Source organism: Leptolyngbya sp. AN10, from assembly GCF_050565645.1.
Classification (GTDB): domain Bacteria; phylum Cyanobacteriota; class Cyanobacteriia; order Leptolyngbyales; family Leptolyngbyaceae; genus Leptolyngbya.
This window is the reverse complement of record NZ_JBNXVP010000001.1, coordinates 425,654-447,624: the sequence shown is the minus strand read 5'-3', so window position 1 is coordinate 447,624 and position 21,971 is coordinate 425,654. Positions and strand designations below refer to the sequence as shown.

At 45.4% G+C, this 21,971-nt stretch carries 20 protein-coding genes; 5 read left to right on the top strand and 15 right to left on the bottom strand.

What is annotated here, in order from left to right; translation table 11 throughout:
* Nucleotides 1–79 precede the first annotated feature (79 nt).
* Nucleotides 80–397, top strand: a complete 318-nt coding sequence (locus ACQ4M5_RS02265) for a hypothetical protein (RefSeq protein WP_430673987.1) — start codon at nt 80–82, stop codon at nt 395–397.
* Here the strand turns inward: ACQ4M5_RS02265 and ACQ4M5_RS02260 are convergent, their stop codons facing one another.
* Nucleotides 398–829: a tetratricopeptide repeat protein gene (locus tag ACQ4M5_RS02260; protein ID WP_430673986.1), complete on the bottom strand. Its 432-nt coding sequence runs from the start codon at nt 827–829 to the stop codon at nt 398–400.
* Between the two features lie 56 nt (nt 830–885).
* On the opposite strand from ACQ4M5_RS02260, the gene ACQ4M5_RS02255 reads away from it, so the two are divergent.
* Together ACQ4M5_RS02255 and ACQ4M5_RS02250 are read left to right on the top strand one after the other, a co-directional pair.
* Nucleotides 886–1,164, top strand: a complete 279-nt coding sequence (locus tag ACQ4M5_RS02255; protein ID WP_430673985.1) for a hypothetical protein — start codon at nt 886–888, stop codon at nt 1,162–1,164.
* 140 nt (nt 1,165–1,304) lie between these two features.
* Nucleotides 1,305–2,003, top strand: a complete 699-nt coding sequence (locus ACQ4M5_RS02250) for a hypothetical protein (RefSeq protein WP_430673984.1) — start codon at nt 1,305–1,307, stop codon at nt 2,001–2,003.
* A gap of 564 nt (nt 2,004–2,567) precedes the next feature.
* Here ACQ4M5_RS02250 and ACQ4M5_RS02245 read toward each other — a convergent pair.
* Both ACQ4M5_RS02245 and ACQ4M5_RS02240 read right to left on the bottom strand, forming a co-directional pair.
* Nucleotides 2,568–3,407 (bottom strand): hypothetical protein, encoded by an 840-nt coding sequence (locus tag ACQ4M5_RS02245; protein ID WP_430673983.1) that lies wholly within the window; start codon nt 3,405–3,407, stop codon nt 2,568–2,570.
* A 188-nt stretch (nt 3,408–3,595) separates the two neighbouring features.
* A complete protein-coding gene (locus ACQ4M5_RS02240; RefSeq protein ID WP_430673982.1) occupies nt 3,596–4,495 on the bottom strand; it encodes a hypothetical protein in 900 nt (299 codons plus the stop codon).
* Between the two features lie 1,112 nt (nt 4,496–5,607).
* Here ACQ4M5_RS02240 and ACQ4M5_RS02235 point away from each other — a divergent pair.
* A complete protein-coding gene (locus ACQ4M5_RS02235) occupies nt 5,608–6,660 on the top strand; it encodes a HAMP domain-containing sensor histidine kinase (RefSeq protein ID WP_430673981.1) in 1,053 nt (350 codons plus the stop codon).
* A 189-nt stretch (nt 6,661–6,849) separates the two neighbouring features.
* Here ACQ4M5_RS02235 and ACQ4M5_RS02230 read toward each other — a convergent pair whose 3' ends face one another.
* The 9 genes from ACQ4M5_RS02230 to ACQ4M5_RS02190 all read right to left on the bottom strand — a co-directional run bounded on the left by ACQ4M5_RS02230 (nt 6,850) and on the right by ACQ4M5_RS02190 (nt 13,468).
* Nucleotides 6,850–7,149 carry a hypothetical protein gene (locus ACQ4M5_RS02230; protein WP_430673980.1) on the bottom strand — a complete coding sequence of 100 codons (300 nt, stop codon included), beginning with the start codon at nt 7,147–7,149 and terminating at the stop codon, nt 6,850–6,852.
* A gap of 65 nt (nt 7,150–7,214) precedes the next feature.
* Nucleotides 7,215–8,360 carry a hypothetical protein gene (locus tag ACQ4M5_RS02225; protein ID WP_430673979.1) on the bottom strand — a complete coding sequence of 382 codons (1,146 nt, stop codon included), beginning with the start codon at nt 8,358–8,360 and terminating at the stop codon, nt 7,215–7,217.
* A 370-nt stretch (nt 8,361–8,730) separates the two neighbouring features.
* On the bottom strand, nt 8,731–9,171 hold the full coding sequence (locus ACQ4M5_RS02220) for a hypothetical protein (RefSeq protein ID WP_430673978.1): 441 nt from the start codon (nt 9,169–9,171) through the stop codon (nt 8,731–8,733).
* Between the two features lie 209 nt (nt 9,172–9,380).
* The gene (locus ACQ4M5_RS02215) at nt 9,381–10,355 is read right to left on the bottom strand and encodes a protein rep (protein WP_430673977.1); all 975 of its coding nucleotides are present in this window, start codon (nt 10,353–10,355) and stop codon (nt 9,381–9,383) included.
* Nucleotides 10,352–10,807, bottom strand: a complete 456-nt coding sequence (locus ACQ4M5_RS02210) for a DUF6884 domain-containing protein (RefSeq protein WP_430673976.1) — start codon at nt 10,805–10,807, stop codon at nt 10,352–10,354. Before ACQ4M5_RS02210 ends, ACQ4M5_RS02215 begins: the two co-directional genes overlap by 4 nt.
* Before the next feature lie 41 nt (nt 10,808–10,848).
* The gene (locus ACQ4M5_RS02205) at nt 10,849–11,319 is read right to left on the bottom strand and encodes a hypothetical protein (RefSeq protein ID WP_430673975.1); all 471 of its coding nucleotides are present in this window, start codon (nt 11,317–11,319) and stop codon (nt 10,849–10,851) included.
* Nucleotides 11,320–11,615: 296 nt separating this feature from the next.
* Nucleotides 11,616–11,984 (bottom strand): hypothetical protein, encoded by a 369-nt coding sequence (locus tag ACQ4M5_RS02200; RefSeq protein WP_430673974.1) that lies wholly within the window; start codon nt 11,982–11,984, stop codon nt 11,616–11,618.
* A gap of 771 nt (nt 11,985–12,755) precedes the next feature.
* A complete protein-coding gene (locus tag ACQ4M5_RS02195; RefSeq protein WP_430673973.1) occupies nt 12,756–13,190 on the bottom strand; it encodes a hypothetical protein in 435 nt (144 codons plus the stop codon).
* A gap of 26 nt (nt 13,191–13,216) precedes the next feature.
* Nucleotides 13,217–13,468 carry a hypothetical protein gene (locus ACQ4M5_RS02190; protein WP_430673972.1) on the bottom strand — a complete coding sequence of 84 codons (252 nt, stop codon included), beginning with the start codon at nt 13,466–13,468 and terminating at the stop codon, nt 13,217–13,219.
* Between the two features lie 672 nt (nt 13,469–14,140).
* On the opposite strand from ACQ4M5_RS02190, the gene ACQ4M5_RS02185 reads away from it, so the two are divergent.
* The gene (locus ACQ4M5_RS02185) at nt 14,141–14,812 is read left to right on the top strand and encodes a hypothetical protein (RefSeq protein WP_430673971.1); all 672 of its coding nucleotides are present in this window, start codon (nt 14,141–14,143) and stop codon (nt 14,810–14,812) included.
* 249 nt (nt 14,813–15,061) lie between these two features.
* On the opposite strand, the gene ACQ4M5_RS02180 is transcribed toward ACQ4M5_RS02185, so the two are convergent.
* Genes ACQ4M5_RS02180 through ACQ4M5_RS02170 form a run of 3 tightly spaced genes read right to left on the bottom strand, consistent with a single transcriptional unit; the run spans nt 15,062 to nt 21,910 of the window.
* The gene (locus tag ACQ4M5_RS02180) at nt 15,062–17,617 is read right to left on the bottom strand and encodes a CHAT domain-containing protein (protein ID WP_430673970.1); all 2,556 of its coding nucleotides are present in this window, start codon (nt 17,615–17,617) and stop codon (nt 15,062–15,064) included.
* Nucleotides 17,618–17,648: 31 nt separating this feature from the next.
* Nucleotides 17,649–19,310, bottom strand: a complete 1,662-nt coding sequence (locus tag ACQ4M5_RS02175; RefSeq protein WP_430673969.1) for a ShlB/FhaC/HecB family hemolysin secretion/activation protein — start codon at nt 19,308–19,310, stop codon at nt 17,649–17,651.
* Nucleotides 19,295–21,910 (bottom strand): filamentous hemagglutinin N-terminal domain-containing protein, encoded by a 2,616-nt coding sequence (locus tag ACQ4M5_RS02170; protein ID WP_430673968.1) that lies wholly within the window; start codon nt 21,908–21,910, stop codon nt 19,295–19,297. Before ACQ4M5_RS02170 ends, ACQ4M5_RS02175 begins: the two co-directional genes overlap by 16 nt.
* Between the last annotated feature and the right edge of the window lie 61 nt (nt 21,911–21,971).

The following is a 21,971-nucleotide window of genomic DNA, read 5'->3' as shown; positions in this document are numbered from 1 at the left end:
CGAAAATGGGACAAATTTGGACAAAATCAGATTGTTTGTACTATGATTGAAATATGCTGATTTTACGGCGAAAATTTCAATGATCAGTGACCACACTCAAAATATGGCAAAAGACGATCGCTTGAGAATTCCCTCTCTCGGCGAATGGTATGAAGACCTGCTTAGGGTCGATAGTGCTATCACCGGAAATTCTGAGCCTGTTCAGGCAGCCTCACTTCTGCGTGCCAAATTAAAAGAGCGTGAATTGATCATTGAGAAACGGGTTCGGTATCTTGCTGCAAAGCGGGGGATTACTTACGAAGATATGTGGCTACAGATTCTTCAAGGTCAGTATCAAAAACTCACCCAGGACGAAATTAACGCCTTGGAGAGCATAGTACTGTTTAAGGATGAATAATCATGAAACATCTATCTTTGTTTGTACTCCCCTGTTGCGGATTTTGCTGGCAATGTCGTAAAACGCTTCATGTTTGTCTATTGCTCCTTTGTCGAGCAGACATTCTGCCTTTACCAGGTGCTTTTCTGCCTCGTCTAAATGACCTATGTTGAAGTAGCTGCTGGCAAGATACAGAGTGGCTTCAAGCTGTTGATCTAAGGGTAATTCTAGTCCGATTGCACGATGATAGAGTGGGATTGCTTCCTGTTCCAAATCGAGGATATCAAGGGACATTGCCAAGTAGAAAACGTACTCAGCATCATCAGGCTTTTCGTTTACCGCCTGCTGAAACAGGATGAGTGCCTCTTCTAGAAATGGCTTACTATTGCTCTCGGACTTAGCACTAAGCCCCTGATTTCTGATCTGAATAGCGGTTTCAAAAGTGTTTGTCATGGTGCATAGCCAAACAGTGTGTTTGATCTTTAACGTTTAAAATCTAAGGAGTTGTTATGTCCAAGCGTATCATGCCTCTTTTCATTGCGATCGGTGGCTGTCTGATGGTCGGTGCTGCATTGCTCGGAGATGGAGCCTCGAGTCTTGTGGCTGGGATTTCTGTTGGCAGGGGCGGAGGCTCTGGCGGAAGCTCTGGAAACGGCGGAAAACTTGAAGGGTCTGCAAGAGCAACAGTCTGGAAGCAGTTCATGCTGGCACAAAATGCAGTTGAACTCGAACAAGCAACGCAAGATTCATCTAAGGCTGGCGTAGTTGTAACCGTTATTCAAGGTTAGTGTTTTACCCGCACGCTAGTTTGTTGTAGAAACTACTCAGTAGATTTGATGTGTCTATCTACTGAGTAGCTATCCGGGCGGTGTTCTGTAAACGTTGTCTTTTCACTCCACACATCGAGTGAAGTTTTTTGGAGAATAAGATGAAGATTGAAACCTTTGATTTTTCAGACCGTTGCAAAGGCGAAATTCTGGGAACAGAATGGATTGATAACCCAATTTATCTCACGGGCGATCAAGATGAATCAGGAGTAACATTGCCGCTTACTGCCACACCTACGATCGTATGGCGCGACGGCGGTGGTGTGGCAGACTCCTACCCGGTCTGGGCATTACATCCAAATGCTGGTGATCAGTTGTGCTTTGTGGCTCGTTCAGGGTCTGACGATCGCCCGGTCAAGGTAGAACTAGTCGATTGCCGTGCGGATTCGCCTACGTTTGGCAATTACAAAGTGGTAGAAGCCTACCCAGACGCGAAACGGTCACTGCCCATTCCTCCGGGGGTTGGGCATCTTCTAAGTCAGATGTCAGGGATTATGACACTCAATAGTATTCAGTTATATTGGGATTGGGAGCGAAAGCGCCAAGTGCCTCTGCCAAAAGGGTTTGGGGTGTTAAATTGGGACTGTGACAGCTTTATTGCACCCAAGTTGTTGTTTCCCAGGTTTGCCGTTCCTGTACTGGCTCAAGGGTTGCTATTACCAAAGATGCAACATCAGGCATTTGAGTACACACGGTCTGGAAACTTTTTTCCGACGGTCCGCCTTCTTCCTGATGGTAGCGTCGCAATTCTCAAGCGACTGGTTGAACAAAATCAACACGAACTGATACTCCAAGACTAAACTTTGTTAGCGAGGGCTAGAGTCGCAATCAGAGATTAACTTTTTTCAGAAATACTTGAAGCATACAACCCTCTCGGAGTTTGGGCAAAAATTGGGGTTTCACCTGATCGAGAAAGTTTTCTATCTAAAGGTATGTGAGTTCTTTCTCTCCAATTTGCTCTACAGCGTATTTGAAAAACGGTGTGCCAGGTTGATCAAGTGTTTTGATGGATTGTTCCTTAGCTTTTGTCTTCAATACTATTTAGCCACTTCGAGTTTTTACCCATATTTGTCTGGTGGAAGTTCCTGACCGTGTTTGACTAAAACATTTGCGGCTTGCCAAGCATAAATCTGCTCGACTGTTTTATCCTCGATGTAGTCATAAACGCGACCGTTGTAAAGAGTGAATCAACATAAACTGCCATAAGTTTCTAGAGAAGTGCCAAAATGAATGTTTAGGCGGATTGTTGAAACGGGGAAGTACAGGTAAGATTGTGCTTCTGAGAATCACTTCAATTGATAGTTAGCGATGATTTTGGCAGGATGTGACCCTTAGACTGAAGAATCGCTAGAATCAGCTTTTGCCTAGAGTTTTTGAAGCGGTAATCGATCTCCCCACGCCCAAACGGTTTTTTCTTGACCTTTGAGTTTTTTTCGCGCTTTTTTGCATCGCGAGTCGTGGCGGGAGTCGCTTTGCTTCAGCCAGATATCAAAGCTGTAGTAGTCAAATTCTTCTTTGGTTGAGGTAAGGTATATCCACAAATCGTCGTTGATAATCTGGATAGGTTTTAGGCAATCTCTGACAGTCAGTTCACCAATCATCGTGGCAACCCCCGGATCTTTCTCCACGACGACGATCTCAGTAACTTCGGGTTTACGGGCAATTTCTCGCACCATCCAACCGAGTCCGAGTCCCCCGATTAAGACTCGCCCAGAGGCAAGTTCAATGCCTCGACGACAGGTACAAATTTCGGAAGGAGTCAGACTCATCCAGGGCGTTCCGGTGTTTGGATTAAATAGGAGCGGGATCCCCACGGGGCGATCGAAGTTGACGAACCCATAATAGGTGCGCCCGTCGTCCATTTCGCTTATGCATTTCAAGGATTCGCCAACCGGTAGGGTGCGTTTGAGAACTGTCATCTCAGGTCCAAAATTCAGTGCCCCTAATGCGTCATCATTTGCATTATATGAAATTGTTTTGTCTTCATGGAACTCAATCGCGACTAACTCTTTTGTCCAAGGTAGGGTTTGATCAATCCACGCTTGATAACTCTCGCCGCAAATCGGCGTTGTTTCAAGATAAGGGTCAAGTTGAAAGTGAATATTAAATTTTCGTGGCGGCTTCTGCAGCGCTTCGATCTGGTGCATTGTGTGCTTGATCAGTGCGCGATCGAATATTGCGGAATTGAAGGTTTGTGTGTTCATTTTTTAATACCGCATAATGTTTTGATTCACGGATCGAGCTGTTCCTTCTGTAACTTCATTTTGAGTAATCGTTGCTTTGATTTGGCGTAGACATACCGATCGATCTCGATAAACGTTCAGCATGATCGAGATCGACTTTCTCTTCAGTGTGGAACACTAATGATTGCTCCAAAACTCATTTTCGAAGATTAACCTTTTTGGTTGGGGTTTTCTTCATGAGGGCTAAAGATTTTATAGGGTGCTATGTCTCTTACCAGTTGAGATTGGCAGTCAAAACTATAGCCACCACAACGGTCACTCAGACCCAAGTCTTGGCATAGCTCGTTACCTTTCCATTGACCTCCTAGCTGCTCTTGTATTGATCTCAGGCAGGTCCACTCGCCAATCTTTATCCCATCTAGGAAGAAGGTTCTGGTTTCATATCCCCAACGGTCGGCTTCCCTACGGATCTGGAGTCTTTTGGCTTGAGGGCGGCGGTTCCATCGTTCAGTTTTTGACCATGACCATGCACCTGCTTGAATTCCACTGTTTGCTAATCGACTTTGTGGATTGAGGTGTTCGATAATGCAGTCTCCATTAACCTCATACAGAAATAATTTTTTTTCTGCCCCGTAGGGTTGCCATTCGTCAATTTTGATAAACTGTCCTCTGGCTTGAATGTAGGTTGCTCCTCTTTCTATAAGCTGCCTTTTTGCTTCCTTGATCGGGACTGCTGGGGTTGCTAAAAGTCCGTAGCGGAGTTCATCAAGCGAAAACCAGCCTTCCCATGCGATTGCCTGCAAGCATTCTTCTGCAATTGGCGGAAGTCCATGCTCTTTCTCATACTGAGCTTGAATTTGATATTGTTCTTCCCGCTGGTCGTTGCTGTGATGTGGATAGTATCCGGTGATTGTTGCGGTTTGGCAAAACTCTTTCATTGGGATAAAGCACCCACAAATACCAGAGCCACTCACGAAATTTGCCTCCAAAGGATGGGCGTGCTTTGAATGAAAAGTATGGGCATTCGCAGCTATTTTGAAGTGGGACAACCGGAAACTTGCTGTACGTTCTGAGTTTTGTGGAAATGGAATTTCAAATAATAGTCCCAATCTTAACAGCGAGCGATCGAGGGGTGGCTTCCAGGGTAAAGAATGAGGGAGTAACGGAAATCGCGGGATCATAGTATTTCTGTGATGGGTTGAGCGAGGTTTTGTGACAGACAGTTATCTGTAGGGAGCCTATTTCACCAGATGTACTTTAAGTTGCTATTTGTCTCGTTTTAAGGAGCTGGTGTCAGCTTTTCAGTCCTGGAGGAATATTAAGAGTCTGCGGTTCTTTGTCTCTATCAAGCTAGATCTCATGCAACTCTGCACGAATTATATTGATTCATACACACAACACGCTGTCCAGTGTGTTGTGTGCTGACGATTTCAATTCATTTAGCGATCGAGTTAAGCCTGAAGCATTAATGTGTCTCAAACTAAGACTTAACCAGTTCATTTGTATTGAGAGACAAACGCCCTTACTAAGAAATGCACTATCGAAGAAAAGGATAAACTTGAAATCTTGAGAAGTGGACGCGATCAGCAACTCATTAAAACATCCGAAACGGAGTACTCGGCGCAGGGTTGAATTGAGGCGTTGCAATCCGCTAAATCGAATTGCTCAAAAGTCTCGGTGCGAATTAAGACAACTGCCTGGTCTGAACTGCTTTTTCTCTAAGCATTTATCTGAGGCAGTAGAAATGGTTGCCAGACTTCGAAGTTAGTATCGAATTATAAAATCTTAGTGGGTGCATTCTAACTCAAGACGTTATCTTGGGATAAATTCACTCCAAAGAGTGAGAAATTTGAATTAAGCTTGTGTTCTACTACATTACATAAATTGCGTTAAGCATTAGTAGCATTAGTTATAACTGATGTTGCTGCGACTTAGGCAGCAATAGCTCTAGGTTTTTGTGAACGTGTATTATGAGCATTGCTGGAGCGTTTGACTGCAATTCGACGAAAAGCAATTTCTGTGTAGTGTGAATTGTGTTTATCAAGCGCTTCGGGAACCCCTTTCGCAAATTGCGACGAGTTTGAACTTTGTTTTTCTGTCAGTTCTAGTCATTCCTACTCGGACAAGACTGTCTTCAAGTGGTGATTGTCATTTTAGAAGATGTAGAGTTATTTTGCTTTGAATACTAGGCATCAAATTCAATTTAGTTAGCATCTGAACCATGAAAAAGATGAATCTGCTTGATCAATTTCGTCAAACTACAAACTTACAAACTCAACTTTTGGGTATTTACTTGCTCGCAGTTGGTTTGCTGCTACTGCCGGTATTTGTGTTCTATAACCTTGATGGTAATGCTTCTGTGCTCGCGTTTGCAGTGTTAGGTGGGTGGGGGGTCAGCGTTTTGCTAATAAGGGCTTTAACGCAAGCACTGATTGTGAGACCTTTGAAGAAACTCGTGAAGACACTGGAAAGATTCGAGCAAATTGGCGAGTTTTCACCGCTTTGTGAATCAGAACAACCCCCTGAGTTCAATCGTTTATGTTTATCCTTCAATCTTCTTGCACAGCGTCTACATAAAGCTGAGAAACAGCATTATGCGGTGATCGACGCTTTGATGCATGAACTCTGTACGCCAGTCACTGTGTTAAAGTGCGATCTAGAAATGCTTCAGAAGAACCGACGTACTCCAACGATAGATCTGTACGATAAGTTGGTTCGGCAAACAGAACTTCTTACTCGATTTATAGAAGATATGCAGTCGCTGACAGCGGTTGAGCGTGGTTGCCTATCGATGAACCGTCAGTCTTTCTCTATTCAGCAGTTGCTACAAGAGTCTCGAATTGAAATTATATCTGAAATCTTTAAGTCTTCGTGCCAAGTTCGCATGAACTGTTTACCAGATTTGCCTAACGCATTTTCTGATCCAGATTGGGTCAGACAAATTTTAACTAACCTAATCAGTAATGCAATTCGCTATGCCCCAGATGGAACTGTTGATGTTCGAGTCTGGGCTGAGGGGCGCTATCTGTGGGTTTCGGTTACGGATACCGGAATTGGTATTGCACCAGATGAGCTAACTTGTATCTTCGAACCATTTTGGCGATCGCCCCGCGCTCGTCGCCTGACTTCTAGAGGCAGCGGTATTGGACTTGCGGTTGTTCAACGTCTAGTAGTCTTGCAGGGAGGTCAAGTTGAAGTGGAAAGCGATTTAGAGCGTGGAAGTATGTTCCGGTTTTCTATTCCTTTAGCAGGCTTTGTCCCATGTTCTTCATAAAAAAAGGAAACTTTTGTTTCCTTTTTCTTGTGGCTATTCTCCATTGAACTTTTTTTCGCTTTGGGGTTTCATTCTGAAGAAATTCAAGCTTAATTCAAAGCAAGTTCACCGAAGATGGTTGTTTTGAGTAAGGAACAGACTCGTTTTTCCGTCGGAGTCGAAACGACTTACGCTCGGTTGCCTGAAGCGCTATGGGTCTTGGGCAACAAACAATTGATCGCCGACCATTCTTTCTCCTGAACAGGTTTCTAGTATTTCATATCCATTGGTGTTAATGTTTATAACTCGATAGTGAGGATGCGGGACCCAAAGTGTATCGGCTGCATCGATAACTGCCATTAATGTTTTGGTTGCCTTTCCTGATTCGATCTCGGTTTCGATTTGCTGCTCAGAAAAGGTAACGGCTTGATCGATCGTTCCCCAAAGCGGTTGACCTGCCTGTTCGCCTGCATACCACTTTCCATTGCGATGAATAATTGCGTACTTCATAAAGCGTCCTTGTTAGCGAATAGAGGATTGTCAGAGTCTGTGCTTGAGTTGTCTTTAAGAGAAGCTTAGGTTTTTGCCCATTGCTCAAGTTCACTGATTGCTGCTTGAGTTTGTGAAATCTGATGCTGTAACTGAAATTTTACAGAAGCACTGGTCTCGATTGCATGAGCGCGTCTTAGCGCTGTAAGCTTCTGTTGAAGAATTTGATATTCCTGATTTCGATCACCCAAATTAGTCGGGCTTTCAGCGTCGATAAAAGGAACTGATATAGCAGAACGGCTTCCTTTTTGTTCTTCCTCAAAGGGTAGTTTTCTCAGCAGGGGGTTGGCTTGATCAGCATAGATATCAATGTTTTTCGCAAGCCAATTCCCCGCATCGATCGCGGCTTCGTACTCATGCTTTAGTTGTTGCCAAACCGTGTCTTTCCAGTCGGTTTTGAGTTGCATTGCTGCGTCATAATCTAGTCCGGGGTGTAGGGGGTTGCGGCTCCATATTCCCCAGATGGCGGCTTTGTGGATTGCTGGATCAATTACTTTTACCCATTCAATTCCTAGTCGGTCTGCTCCCCGCAGAGGTTTCCCGGTCAATGGACTAATATACGGTCGCAGTTCGACCCCGAAAGCTTCAGCAAGTGGAATGTAACGTTCTCCCTCGCTGCGTTTGGGGACTTGAATCTCAGCAAGTGGATCATTCAGGGTCAAAATATAATGTAACGTTCCATCAACGTCTAACTCTCCGTTGACAGTGCGAGCGAGTGCAGGAGATCTCTGAATCGCGTTTATAACTTCTGGAAGAGCGTTAAAGTATTGCCAAGCTTGAATTTTACGAACGGGTTCTTTTGCGTTAAGAATGACATTGATCAGTTGCTCTATCCCCATTTGATCGAGGGTCAGATCGGGTCGTAACAATTTGAGGTCTTGGGATTGAGGTACTGCGTCTGATGTCGCTTCCGGTATATAGCCTGCCTCTGCTAAGCGGTTGAGAAGTGCGATCGCGATCTTGAGCGATGATCGTTTCAGTGTCGAATCGGCAGTGGCAATCTGTAGCGCAATGCTACCAGCGTCAATTTGGCTAACGGTTGAAACACTACTCGAAGCAAGTGGTTCAAGTGTTTCGAGGGAAATCAAGATTGCTTCAGTCAAAATCTCATCTGGCTCGGATAAACCGAGAAATTGAGCGAGTGTAGGAGGGGTGTTTTTGGGATGAGTCATCTTCACTTTCCTTTGCGATTTGAAGTTTGGTGGTTATCAGGCTGAGTGTTGGGCTGCTTTAATTCGTTTGGAACAGTTGTCTTAGTTCTTCGTGTTTGGAAGGATTTCAGTCGCAATGACACCTAAAATTTCTTTGTCTAGCTCAGACTCTGAATGTACAGGAACCGTTTCTCCCTGCCAGTTGGAACTGGTCTCGCGCACTTTGATGTCAATGTCGTGTTTATCTATCACAATCCAAACAAGGCGAGAAAGCGCTTCTCTTTCTGAGAATAGATTATAGAAAATGCGATCGGTCAATTTACGTCGTAACTGTTAGGTTATTTTCCAGATTGGGGTGACTGAATGGTTCATGTGATTCTGAGGTTGCTGTTTAAAGCTCTGACTTAGCACCCACTTTAATTTTCTCAATATTTGATGAAGTAGGGTAGAAATTGACGCAGTAAAGCCAAACTTCATTTCTACCTTCTGCATTCTCAAGCACAAATTCACGCGCGATCGAGTCTTCTAGCTCAAACCAACCTCGTGCATACAGATAATCGCTATTTGGCGGGAGCAACTCGTAAAATGCAGAGCGGTCCCATTCAATTTGGGATGTACCCCGGCGAGCTTGTTGAATTTGCGCGTTACTGATATCCATTAGCTCACTCATCAGGAAATGGATTAAATGGGCAGCGCTTTCTTGATTATCAGCTAGGTCATGTCGAAGATACTCTCTTCCCTCTACATCCAAAATTCTGAGATAGTGTCCGCTTTCGATCGGGCAAGCTAAACAGTAGCCAGATTCCAACTTGATCATTCGCTCTTGATTCATTTGCTGATTCTCATTGCTCTATTGGATTACTTTCTATCTAAATGGGTCTACAGGATTCAGACAAAAGCTATTTTTGATTCGTAGGCGATTTTACTTCAACCAGTCGGTTGTTTATCCTAATTGCTAGCGTTCTTATTTTTAAATCACGCGAGCTGTTCAGCGTGAGTGAAAGTAAGTGGAGAACACAAATTTTCGCAATCACTGCTGTTTTAGTTATTCTCAGCAGACAATGAAGGTACTGTGAATGTAAGATAAGTTTCCTTGTGCAAATCTGATGCAGGGTTTGGTAGAAAGGCATACTCAATGGTTTGTGCCAATTCTAGTCGTTTCAAGGTAGATGGGTAACTGGGTTTTTCATCAACTTGGCGTAACCAATCTTTGCAAATTCCACTTGCGTTGAAGAATCTGGTGGACAAGAAGCTTTTCATCATGCTGATTAACTGTGAATTTTCAGCCAGCGATAAGGGAAGATAGCCCGCGTGATTAACCTGTCTCAGCACAGCTTTGATATCGGCTTTAAAGTCTGCGGATGCATTTACAATACGAATTTCAGGGCATTGCATCTGAAGACGAGTTTCCCAAAGTTCTTGAAACACTGATTTCTTGATATAGTGACACCCATAACTGCTTGCAGGAACGATTGTTATGATGTGGTATTGCACTAGGATTTGTGTTCCGATCGTAGAAACTTCTAACAGGCAAACCGATCCATGTGCTTTCCAAATTTTTAGTTTGCGAATCTGCTTTAATGCCGTTTGAGCTAGGTTTCGATAGCTCTCGCTGTCTTCAATTAAGTGGGGGGGAAGCGGAAATGAAATCAGACGAAGCTTCGCGGAACTTATCTTTTTTGCTTTGTGCAAGATGTGCTTAAGTTTACCAATAGCAATATGCCGTCGTAAATGCTCACAAACTGGACATCCTAAGACTCGACAGAATTGAGTGTTCTTTAAGCGCTGGAATCCGTTTGCAAACTGCTGTATGGTTACAACATCTGCACAATGAGCCATTCTCTGAGCGTAAGGAGATTGTATCTGCTCGAGTCGATCGGCGAGGGACTCCGCTTGGGCTTTTAGCTGACAGAGCCAGTCTAGATGGTGTGGCTGACCGGATTTGATTTCGGCTTCATCGAGCATAATAATTTTACTAATGTCTAAAGCTAAATGCAGTCTAAACTCGTTTGTCACTTGCTGTTTTCAGGGACAATGACCTGGCTATTTAGTTTTAACCATCGTTGCTGTGCTCCGATTCCCAATCCTTTCATTGGAACGATAACTTTATAGCCAGATCTAGTGAGTAAGGGATCTAAGAATTCTCGGTAACGCATTCCAGCAAGAATTTCCAATAATTGATGCTTTGCAACAGTTTGTACAATTTGCTGATGAACGCGTTTTGCCCACTCCATCCGATGTGTTTTAGTTTGTTTCACCAGCGACTGATTGTAGGGTGTAATTGCGTCTGCAGGCTTGATTAGCCCGTGTTTAGCACTTAGGATAAACCAGTCGCAGCGCTGATTTTCTGCATATGCTTTAGCAAGCTGAAACCAGGTAGAGCAATACAATGCTTTTGCTTCAACCTTTGCATCTTGAGGAAGAACAATTTTCTTACTGACGCAAGCGAGGAGAATTGTTTTGTTCATGACTGTAGTCAAAGGTCTGTTCAAAAGTTGCGGTGTGAGTTTTACTCACACTTCTTTATTTGTGTTTCGTCTTGCTGCTCTACCTTATTCGCTGCGGTTCGCTTGATTTTCAGCAGTCTCCGGCGCAAGATTTCGAGTCGGATGGTTTCGTCGGGAATTTCTTCTAATCGGAAGGCTTTTCTTAAGCCAGACGGATAAGAATTTGGGGCGTTGCGGTGATGTTGGGCTTCAACGGTAATGCGTTCATTTTTTAAGTTGTCGCCGATACCCCACACCCAATAGTAAGTGTCGAGTAAATTGCCGCAGCCAAACTGCCAATTTGAAACTCGAAATCGCTGCCCGTTTGGTTTGATGTAGATTTGTTCGCGAATCAATGCATCCCCGTCAACGTCTGTGATCGGTCCCAAGTCAGGACTATGAAAAATTGTTCCTTCTCGTTCTGCTCGTTGGACTGCTTCGATTTCTTCTGGGGTACTATTGTTGAGCACCATCTTCAAAAAAGCATCGTTCATTGTGGTTTTCTAGAAATTCAAAAAGTTGGCTTTGCTATTGATAAAAGTCCTCAGGCTTGAACTCAATTTGTTGTTTAGACAGCGTTATCTGAACAACAAATTGATACCGATGCATGAGTTCCCGTTCAAAACGAGAAGAGACTGCAGCGAGTTGATTTGCGTCAGATTGCTGTTCCAGCTGATCTGTTGCTTCTAAATTTCTACTGTTTGAATGGCTCATTAGAGTCTAGTACTCTATTTATTTGAATCAGTCCTGCTTCCAAGTTCATATTGGCAATGATGCATGGTGAAGCATCTTAGTCTGGCAGTGATCGATCTTGGGATTGAACTAGAGAAGGAACAGCGAACTGAAATGACTCCTCCGGGCTGAATTCTAGAATTGCTGACGATGGAATCGGAATAACTTCCTGCACTACACCAAAAGTCTGCTCGATCTGCTTAATTCCATCGATGACTTTTTCTCCTACTAAATCATTCTGGTTAATGTCAGCGAGCCAGGGAAACTGTTCTAGAAGATAAGGCTTTACGTTTCTTGAGAGTCGTGGAAGGTCGTGTACTGGATCGTCATGACCACAGAGCTGGTGCAATCCTCGCTGAATTTCGTTAAAGTTGGCGCAGGATATTTCTGTATATAGGCTAACGACGATCGCTGTTCGCATTTGCATTGTTTGTTACCCAGAGTTCTAAGTTGACTGTTATTTTGTTTGAACTAAATTTTAATTTGGATTTAAGCAAGCCGTTGTTTTGGCAAGTCGAATGAGTTTTTTTATTTGGCGTATTTTTTCAAGCTGTAACCTGGCAACCAGTTTGAGTTTGGCGGGGTAGCCAAGTTCGCTGATCACTTGATGAATGAATAAGCTACCAAACTGCGAAAGGATGTTCCCTCTAGTCTTGATACTACCCCCACCGGTATGTATGGATTGCCGTTAAACCGCCGAGATTCTTTTGAAATTCAGTTATTATGACAGAAGAAATAGGCAGATTCCTGCGATCAGAAGTCGTGCTGCCCAATGGATCTGCAGCTTTGGGCAAACCGCGCCCGCAAATCCGAAAAAAGCAGCTGCAAAGTGAAGCCCTGAGCGTCCTTGAGTGATGCATAATAAGCCGAGGATAACGCAAATGAATACAATTGCCCAAGCGCTCCAGTTCATTAGTCGCGTTAGTAACTGATCAAATTGAGAATTGTTGGAAGGTCTCATTGTGAATAGTTTGGTTGATAATGGGCTAGGAAATCCTTGTGAACGACTGTCGAAAAACTTCAGTTTTTGATTCAATGATTTATAAACTCAGTCCAATTTTGCTCATGTCAGTAGGATTGTGCTAATTCACTTTTTGTTTGTTTCCCTTGCGCTAAATCTTTCTCTTAACCTGACATGACGGCATCTGAATCCTTCGCAAGGGTGATTACAATCTTGAGTGTATTGCTGTAGTAACCTTCACTCTGGTTTTGCTGCAGACTTGTTAGAATGCAGTGCCTCTTGCTGACGAGCAAACTCTAGCCGTCTTGCCATCATCACATAAAGATCAGCTTCCGACATCATTCTAAATGCCTCGGGGTCTTCAATTCCCATCGCAAGCCCAAATTGAGCCAATTCATTGACCGAGGTCCCGTTTATGTTGAGTAAAGCATCAAAGCTTGATCTCATGATATTCATTGTGTATCCCCAACATTTCAATTCGGAGATTGCAACTTCATAATCCCAGTAGCTGCAAATTTCATTGATTCCTACACTGAAGCGTTCTAGAGTCCGGAGATAGTCTGCATAAGGTAAAACTGGCTTTTTTCTGATTTTTCGAGCAACTGAGATGGCAGCATGTAACGGGCGGTTTGTGCGTTGTCGAACTGTGTCTGCGACTTCGGCAAGCAGCATGGATTGAAGTTTAACGAGGTGCATAATTAAGAAAGATTCGAAGTGTGATTGTTTAAGTAAGCACGAATTTCATCGCCCAATCCTAGCCCAGCGGTTGTAGGCGATTGAGTGAGTTGTTCAAGGCGGCTGTTGCTAAACTGAGTCATGTTGATGCCCACGTTTTCTAATTTCTCAATCAGGTTTGAGTGCATCACTTTGAGCTGTTCAAAGTTTGCTGGATCGCCAATCCAGGTTGCTTGTGCGGCAGGTGTCAGCGCAAGAAACACTTGTGGAGTCATGATTCGAGTAATAATGAGGAATGATTTTTTCTGCGAGACTTTTTGGCAGATCAAACTACTACAAAATGCAGTTTGGTATTTAATGCAATGTTAGGAATTTAGTCTTTAGTCAGTGGACATTTATACTGCACAATGACTCCCTGAGGCACATCAGAATAGGTAATTTCTTCTAGACCAAGTTCAAAAACTTTTGGAGTTGCGGTATCAATTTGAAGACTTTGCAATCTGTTTCGCGATGAGCGACCCATGGAAAAGAGAGAACAGCTTTCTTATCGCGGCGCTAAAAATTTTGACAAGTTCCGTCGCGCAATTTTGCTTCGTAATCCATCGGGTTCCGGATCACGGGTCAAGGCTCAGAGCGGTCGCTCTGTAACGCAATATTTTAGACCTACTGCGATCTCTTATGGAATTTGATTTCTCTAGTGGAACTTGATAAAATCTCAAGGCACCAATTTTTTTTGCTGCATTTGAGAATTCCAATTCTCTTGTTCTAGTGATGGGGCTGACTTAACCGTAACTTAGAGTATTAAAAGTTACCTTAACTGAGTCAAAGTAGCTAGATTCGCAACGAAGTTTCTGACTTAGGGAGTAGGGATCTTTTGTTCGTTGTAATTTACACTCCTAAAGGGTTGCGGTCAGTACTGAAACTATTGTTTTACTAGGTCGGTAGAGATGAAGAACTTTTGCTTCTCACTCCTTCTTGCCAGCTTTTTTGGTGTTTTGGAACTATCTTTTCCGAGTGTTGGATTGTCGCAAGTACGTCAAACCTGTAATCCGATTGGAAGAATTGTGTCTGGAACCGGGCAGAACCAGACTCAGCGCACGTCAATTACTTCCGGACAAATTATTTGTGCTGGAGATCAACTTTCCAAAGTGGTCAACGTTAAGCTGTTGTGTTTTCGAACTCGATCTCAGATTGAACTGCGGGGAACCGCACAGGTCGATCGTCAAACTTGTGCCGCAGGCTCCAAAACGATTGTGACTGAACCCTGTGTACCTGGACGTTCACAGCAGTGCTTTCGTGCGAAAGGCCCGGTTGGAGATTTGCGAATTCTTGAACCTAATCAAACGACGATTTCTGATAAGCGACCTCGGATCGCCTGGGAGCCTTATCCATCTGTGAATACGTATCTAGTTCGCGTGACTGGTCCAGGAATGAGCTGGGAGCGTGTTGTTTTGGGGACACGAACCGAGTATCCGATTACAGAAACTCCTTTCGAATACGGCAATGCTTATCGTATTGTGGTGTTGGCGAAACGAGGTCAGTCATTTTCACTGATTGCCTCCACTGTTGTTAATGTTGTTCGGAACGGTGCCGTAACCTCTAATTCTTTTGGTCGCTAAAGCAGGCACTGAAATTCTAAAAGAATCAAAGTTTCGAGATCAATTATTCATCTGCTACTGTTATTGACCAAACCATTGGTATTACCCTGACTCCTTGTGCGTGCCGGGTTCAAAAAATACGGTGCTGGTTATGATAAGTAAGATCGCTGTTAATGGCAGGATCAAAAAACTAGAAGCATAAGTTTGCCAAACTCAGTTGGAAGCATAAACTTGTCTCAACGGCAAACTTATGCTTCCAATCACATTTTCTCAGACTGGGCTGCCAACAAGAACAATTCCAGACCAGAAATACGGGTGAGCGAAGGCATCGCTCTTGAGCAGTGTCACCTGAGCGCGTTGGAGCGCCTGAGTTTTTGTCAAACCTTCATTCAGGGCTTGATAAAATTCGCTCATTAAGACTCCGGTACTGTCTGCATCGACTAACCACAGTGTTGCAACCGTACTACGAGCGCTGGCTTGAGCCGCAAGTCCAGCAATTCCGAGTGTGCTGCGACTATCTCCTTTAGCGGTTTGGCAAGCACTTAGAACTAGTAAGTTAATTGCCGATTGACCGGTCTGAGTAGACGTTCGAACCAGCTGGTTGATTTGTGCCGCATCGATTACTTTATCCCAGGCAAGTAAGACCGTTTTGGTTGGGTCGCTGCTGAACTGTCCGTGCGTTGTAATGTGTACGATCGGATACTCGTTTTGCACTTCTGAGAACAGTCGGTTGGCTGTGAATTGTTCGTTCAGAAGTTCCACGCTGCGGCTGAGAGATCGACGAATATTCTTAATCTCAAACTCAACTTCAGGGAGTGCTGTCAGTCCCCGAGGAGCACGCGGATCTTGAAAACTTGGACTTGTTTCGCTTAGCCCAGCAATCAAGGCGCGGAGATTGTTGGATTTGAGCTGTTCGGGTTTTTGAACCCGAGAGCCAATTGCCAGTGAGACTTGATAATTTTCGATCAAAAACTGGCTGCCATCATGGAGTAGCCCCATAGGAATATTTTGGAGCAAACTGTCGAGAACAAAGACGAGCGATCCGTTGGCTGGTAAAACGTTCTGATCTTTTGCGGGTTTAATTAATTCGGTATATAGGGTTTGAGCATAAGGCAGGACATCTTCAGTGATGTTCGTATTTCTAAATCCAGGGTCTTGAAGATTGACGATTAGATTTTGAGCGGCTAGTTTAGTTGCGGCTGGATTTTTGCTGGTGTATTCGTGAAATGTAGACGGACCTGACTGCACAATTGTTTTGATTGTGTCGGGTAGGTTAATAATATGAACAACGATCGGGGAATTTGAACCCGAAACGATTTGTTCGATCGGTGTGATGTCAGCAATTCTGCCACAGCCTAGATAGTTTTCCAACTCGCTAATTTGTAGTGATTCATTCACTTGAACAATTTCCTGGAGGTTTGGCTGGGGCTGGGTGGAAAGTAACTCCATGTATTCTCGATAGACTGGCTCCACTCTTTCCCTAAAGCTAAACTGAATTTCAGGGTTGACGGCTAGTAGGCTAGCGCGGATTTCGTTGATATTTGCGATCGCTGACCGATACGCTGCTGCTGCATCATTGTTGCGATTTTCAGCGCGATACAGTTGTGCGAGTTCCTGTTGCCATTGATAAGCAAGATCGGGGGCGTTCACTGCCTGAGCAAGGGTGATGGCTTCTTCATAGTGCGGGATTGCCCGCCTGTTCGGTCTTTGGGCTGATTCGATTGCGAGTCCTCGCGTTCCGACTGCCAAGGATTGAAAGCGGAGATTTTGAATTGCTTTTGCCGATGTGAGGGATTGGTCGATTAACTTTTGAATTTGTGCGTCAGTCGAACCCGTACTTTGCCATAGTGTCGAGATCTGTTTTACCTGCTTGCTTTTAATCAGCGATTGAGCTAGCTTGATTTGACTGCTAATGGTTTCTATCTTTGAGGGATAGTCTATCGACTGAGATTGCAGTGGCAGAATTGTAGGTTTGAGGTTTGTCACAATTTTTGTGAATTGTGGGTTTAATCGCGTTACCGCCCACTGCTCAGCGCTATGTTCCAGCCAGTATCCCAAGTCAACCACAAAGCTAAAGGTGCTGATTGCGGCTTGCCCACTCACTGGGTCTTGCTTAGATGCAGCAAGGCGTATTGCTCGCTGATACTCTGAAATAGTGTTTGTAATTGCTTCGCTGAGTCGAGCGATGTCTTGTTCTTGTAGAATCGGATCGTCAATCCGCAATAAATTGTTGCGAAGTTGATCGCTTAGCAAGGCATTGGTTGTCCCTCGAGATAAAGCGAGTCGCGCTTGTTCGGGTTTATCTTGAGCTTCTACAGCAAACTGGTCCGCACGATCGAGTACTTTTTTCGATTCAGCAAGTTTGCTGAGCGAACGCAGCGTTGTTCCCATCAGTCGTAATCCGATGCGGTTTGTCGAGGTTTGCGGCAGTTTGGCAAGCTGCTGGCTCAATTGCTCTGAAGCATCGGAAGGAATTGCCTGTAGCTGTGGAGAAGATACACAAAGCCAACTAGGAAACCGAAGGGTTCCGACAATGGTTTGACAAGCTTGTAGATTGAGTCCGAGAACTTGCAGTGCAATAGCTTGATTGAGTCGGGAGCCTGCAATGCCCTCTGGGTTTTGCTCTTGCTCATACTGATGTGTCGCCTGCCGCCAGAGTGATAGTGCTTCGGTTGGATTGCCGCGAGTTAAGGCTTGAAATCCTTGCTGATTGAAGCTGCTTGCTGTTTTGGATGGGGCTTGCGAGTGAGCGCTGAGTTGAATCAATCCGCTTAAACAGCAGCCGATAAGGGTGAAGATGCAAAACTGCATAAATCGAGACCGCATAGAGATTGCTCCTTGTGCTTTGTTAAATGCCTCAGAACGAAGTGCGGTATCCGACTGAGAAGTTCAGGTCGTTACCGCGTAGAGTGCCGTCCTGTCGAAACGGAAAGGCATAATCGAGTCGAGCGAGGAAGTTTGCATCTGACCATTGCAGCCCGATTCCAGCCGATCCGAGTGTGTCAAATCCTCGCTGATTAACCGTTTGAATAGCACCTACATCGAGAAATGGCACGACCGACAATCGCCGACGAGATTCTAGTGGAATTCGCAGTTCTGCTGATGCAAATGCTCCGCGATCGCCGAGCAGCGCATCCGGTCGATACCCGCGCACAATTGATCCTCCCAAGCTAAACTGTTCGGTTGAAACCAACGGACGATCACTCCACTGAATTAGGCTACGAACGACTAAATCTCCGAGTCTAAGTCGCTTGAACCACGTCGCATCACCTTGCCACCGCACAAAACGACTGTCTGGTCCAGATGTTCCTTCAGGATTTCGGGTTCCGGCAATGCCAAAACTAAAAGTTGAATTTAGCGCCAACGCAGAGTCTAGATTAATTTGCTGATAGTTCTGAAATAGGTTGATCACTCCGATTCGAGTCCTGCCATCAGAATCGGCTCCCGCAGACAGGGGAAAACCTTCACCCAGTAGAATGGTACGCGAATCAAGATATTCTGCCCCAATGCCGACACTGAGCAGATCAATTCTTTGGGCGCTTGCTCTCCGCACAATCGGATGGCGAACGGCAAGTTCGTAGACGTTGGTTTTGGCACGGATATCAAGATCGCGAAACGGCTCGGTGATGATGCGGCTGCCTACGGTGCGAAACGAAACTTCCAGTCGGGTATCTTGAGGGGTAATTGGAAGCGAATAGCGTACGAGCCAATCGTTGCTGCCCGTTGTGTTGCCGTAGCCCAGTTCGAGCGTGTCTCCGAGTCCGAGCAGGTTTGCTTTTGCAAATGAAACTCGCCGCTGAAAGTTACCGACTGTCTCTGGGCGAAAATTATCGGCATCGACGGCAAGGGTATTCGTGGGCGTTGGCACAATTTGCACAATTAAAACGACGCGTCCTGGGGTTGCACTAGATTGAACATCGACGTTAATCGATTGAATTAGCGGATCAACCTGCAGTAAGCGTAGTTGATTTAATAACTCAGCTTCATTAAAGGTGGATGTGTTCAATCGCGATCGGACATAGCGCTCTAACCGTGAATCGCCTGTAATTTCAATGCGTTCGATCGAACCTTCGAGAATCGATAGCGTCACGATTCCAGTTTGAACGTTTTGATTGCGGTTCGGAAGTAATCGCACAACCGCAGCAGTAAAACCACGATTGAGATATGCCTGCTTTACTGCTTCCCGAGCGGCTGCAAGTTCAGCAAAAGTAATGGACCTTCCCCGATAGGGTGCAGTAATGCGATCGAGTTCAGATCGACTTAGCTGTTGATTCCCTTCATAGATAAACTGATTGACCTGAATTGTGTCGCGGGTCGTTTCCGGCGGAAGCGATTCAGGTCGGGGTTGTGGAATTGGGACAGGCGGTGTTGGCTGAAGCGGTTTTTGCAGTGGAGTCTGGGGTTCAAGCGGTGCTGATGGCAAGCGAGGCAGTGTAGACGGGCTTTGCGCGACTGCCGGCGCAGTGACACCGAGCATGACAACGCTCTCAAAGAGAAAGAATCTTAAGGATTGGGGCATATAGAACTCGCGCGATCGGTAGATCGAGAAACAGGCGTTGTGGCAGTATTTTCTGTCACTAATCGAATTGTGCCATTGGGCAGTCGCTGCCATCCTTGTGCGTCGAGGTCATTGTCTAAAGGGGGGGAGAGCGGAGCAGACTGAGCTGTAGCGCGGGGATCTTGCCATCCTGGTTCGCCGCCAATGGTTGAATCTGTTGGTAATCCTCCGCGACCCGAGACGGTCAACCGACTTGCTGCAGCGGTCTGCCCTGGGCAGGCAATGGCAACGGTTGGCACACTTGGTGTTACGGGGGCAATTTGATTACTCGGTGCGAGCTGGAATTGTGGAGCATCTAGTTGAACCGTTCCCGTGAATTCAATGCCTTTTGCTGAGGTTGCCGTAATAATGGTGGGTTCTGGGGCGAGCGACAAAAATAAGCCACGTCGGGCTTGAATTAAGACATTTCCACCACGATTGTCGACGGCAGTTGCAGCAATGCCCGTGAAGTTCTTGGCGGTTAGCACATCCGCTTTAATCGTAATGTTGCCTCCCAAACTGCTGCCCTGAGAATTCGTTGAAATGAGCGATCGATCTAGTCGAACGGTGTCTCCGGTAATTGAAATACTGCCGAAGTTACCAGCGCTTGTGTCTGCTCCGATAAAGCCCCGGATTAAGCGGAGATCGTTTGCGTTGATCTCGATATCTCCGGCGCTACCAATTTCCGTGGCAGTAGCAACAATTGAGCCGCTATTGGCAACAGTTAATTTCGGTGTATTAATCTGAATTTTGCCGCCTTCGGTTACAGATGGCGTGGGAGCAAGAATTTCTGTGGTAGTAATGCCTGGAATTCCGCCCGTTGGGTTGGTGAGGATCGATAAAACATCCGGAGGCACGTTGATGATTTGAACGGGTGCAATTGGTGCACCTGGATAAACTCCAGCAGAAACTGAACTGAGGAAGTTAGCATCGCCAGGAAGCTGTCCTTCGATATCGACTGACTGCTTGGCATTGATCTGGATATTGCCGCTTCTACCCGTTGCAAATACGTTTGAAGAAATAAACGCTCCATTTGTAATGCTTAAGCGATCGACGTTGATGTTGATGTCTCCCGCAAGCTGTGAATTCACCGCATCGCTAAAAATTCCGACTTGAAACCCGTTTTCGGGTGCTGCTGCTAACGGAGAGCTGATAACTTTAAGGGGAGCTGATCCGACGAGTTCTAGTGTCTGAGCGTTAATTGTGGTATCGCCCCCCCGTTCGCCTCCATTGAAGACGCTCGATTGAATAATGGACTGATTACCGAGGCGAATTGTGGGTGCGTTGAGCGTCGTTTCGCCTTTAGGACCAAGCAAGCTATTATTGCCGATTCCACCTGGAGACAGTCCGGGCAATCCTCGTCCTTGGATATTAAAAGCGCCTGAAATGTCGATTGAGCGATTGCCGATGATGCGAATATCCGGGGATTTTCCGATTCCAAACGTTGCGCCCGCAATCACCGAATTGAAGACTTGAATTGTGTCGCCTTCTAGCAAAATCGAGGGGCTGCTCCCGCTTCCAATCGTCGAGGCTCCGAGTACAGCATTGTTGGTAACGGCGATCGTTGGAGCGTTGAAGCGAATAAAACCGCCATTGAGACTGCTAAGCGTTCCTGAAAAAACGGTCGCATCGTTTCTGATATCGATGCGGTTTCCAACCAGATCGATGTCGCCGCCTGCAAGTCCAGAGGCATTGATGGAACCTCGATCGATTAGAATCGATCCTCGTTCTGGTGCGCCGTCATACGCGAAATTCCATCGCGTTAAACTCGGATTAAGACGAACAATCCCATTTCCTGCGACGCTGCCAAGACTGACGCGTCCGTTGAAGCTTGTTGCATTTCCTCCTTGGTTGATCTGAATGTCTCCGCCAATAAGTGCGAGTTCAAATCCTGGGGCGGACTGGAGTCCGACCGGCTGATTGTAAAACTGCCCAAACAGCCGCAGTCCTGTACTCAATGAAAGTCCTTGACGATCGGTGTTAGTGAGTTCGATCGGCAAATTAAGCGAAAGTGCCGATTGGCTCTGATTAAAGATTGCACCTGGTTTTTGTCCGAACAACAAGGCGCTCGGCTGTCCGTTGATTGTTAGGACTGGAGCGGACGCAGGATTAATAGCGCTAAATCGCTCTCCATTATTGAATTCAATGGTTTCTGCTGTTGAGAATAAGACCGATCTTCCCGTATTTAAAAAGGCATTCGGACCAAAATTGATTCCAGCAGGATTGAGAAAAACAAAGTTCGCGGGTTGGCTCGTCTGAATCAATCCGTTGATTGACGATGGCGCTCCGCCAGTTACTCGATTTATAACCGTTTGAGTAATTGGAGCTAAGTTGAACAACGTCGCGCTGCCTGTGGGAATCGAAAACTCACGAAAGCTGTGAAATAGGACTGTTCCGCGCTGTGCACCTCCAGTGATAATCGTTGAATTCAGCGCAGGAAGAACCTGGGTTTGTTCGAGACCTAGACTATTATCCGGAGCGATTTGCGCTGTGGCGACGGGTGTGAACCATAATGCGAGCAGTGGTAGCCATCGTTCAATCCGAATGCCGATTTTTGCTGTCAGGAAGTGCGGATGAATCATTTTGTTAAGCCAAGGATTAAAAAACAAAATTGTTTTTGGTGAGATGCACGCAGACTTGAGC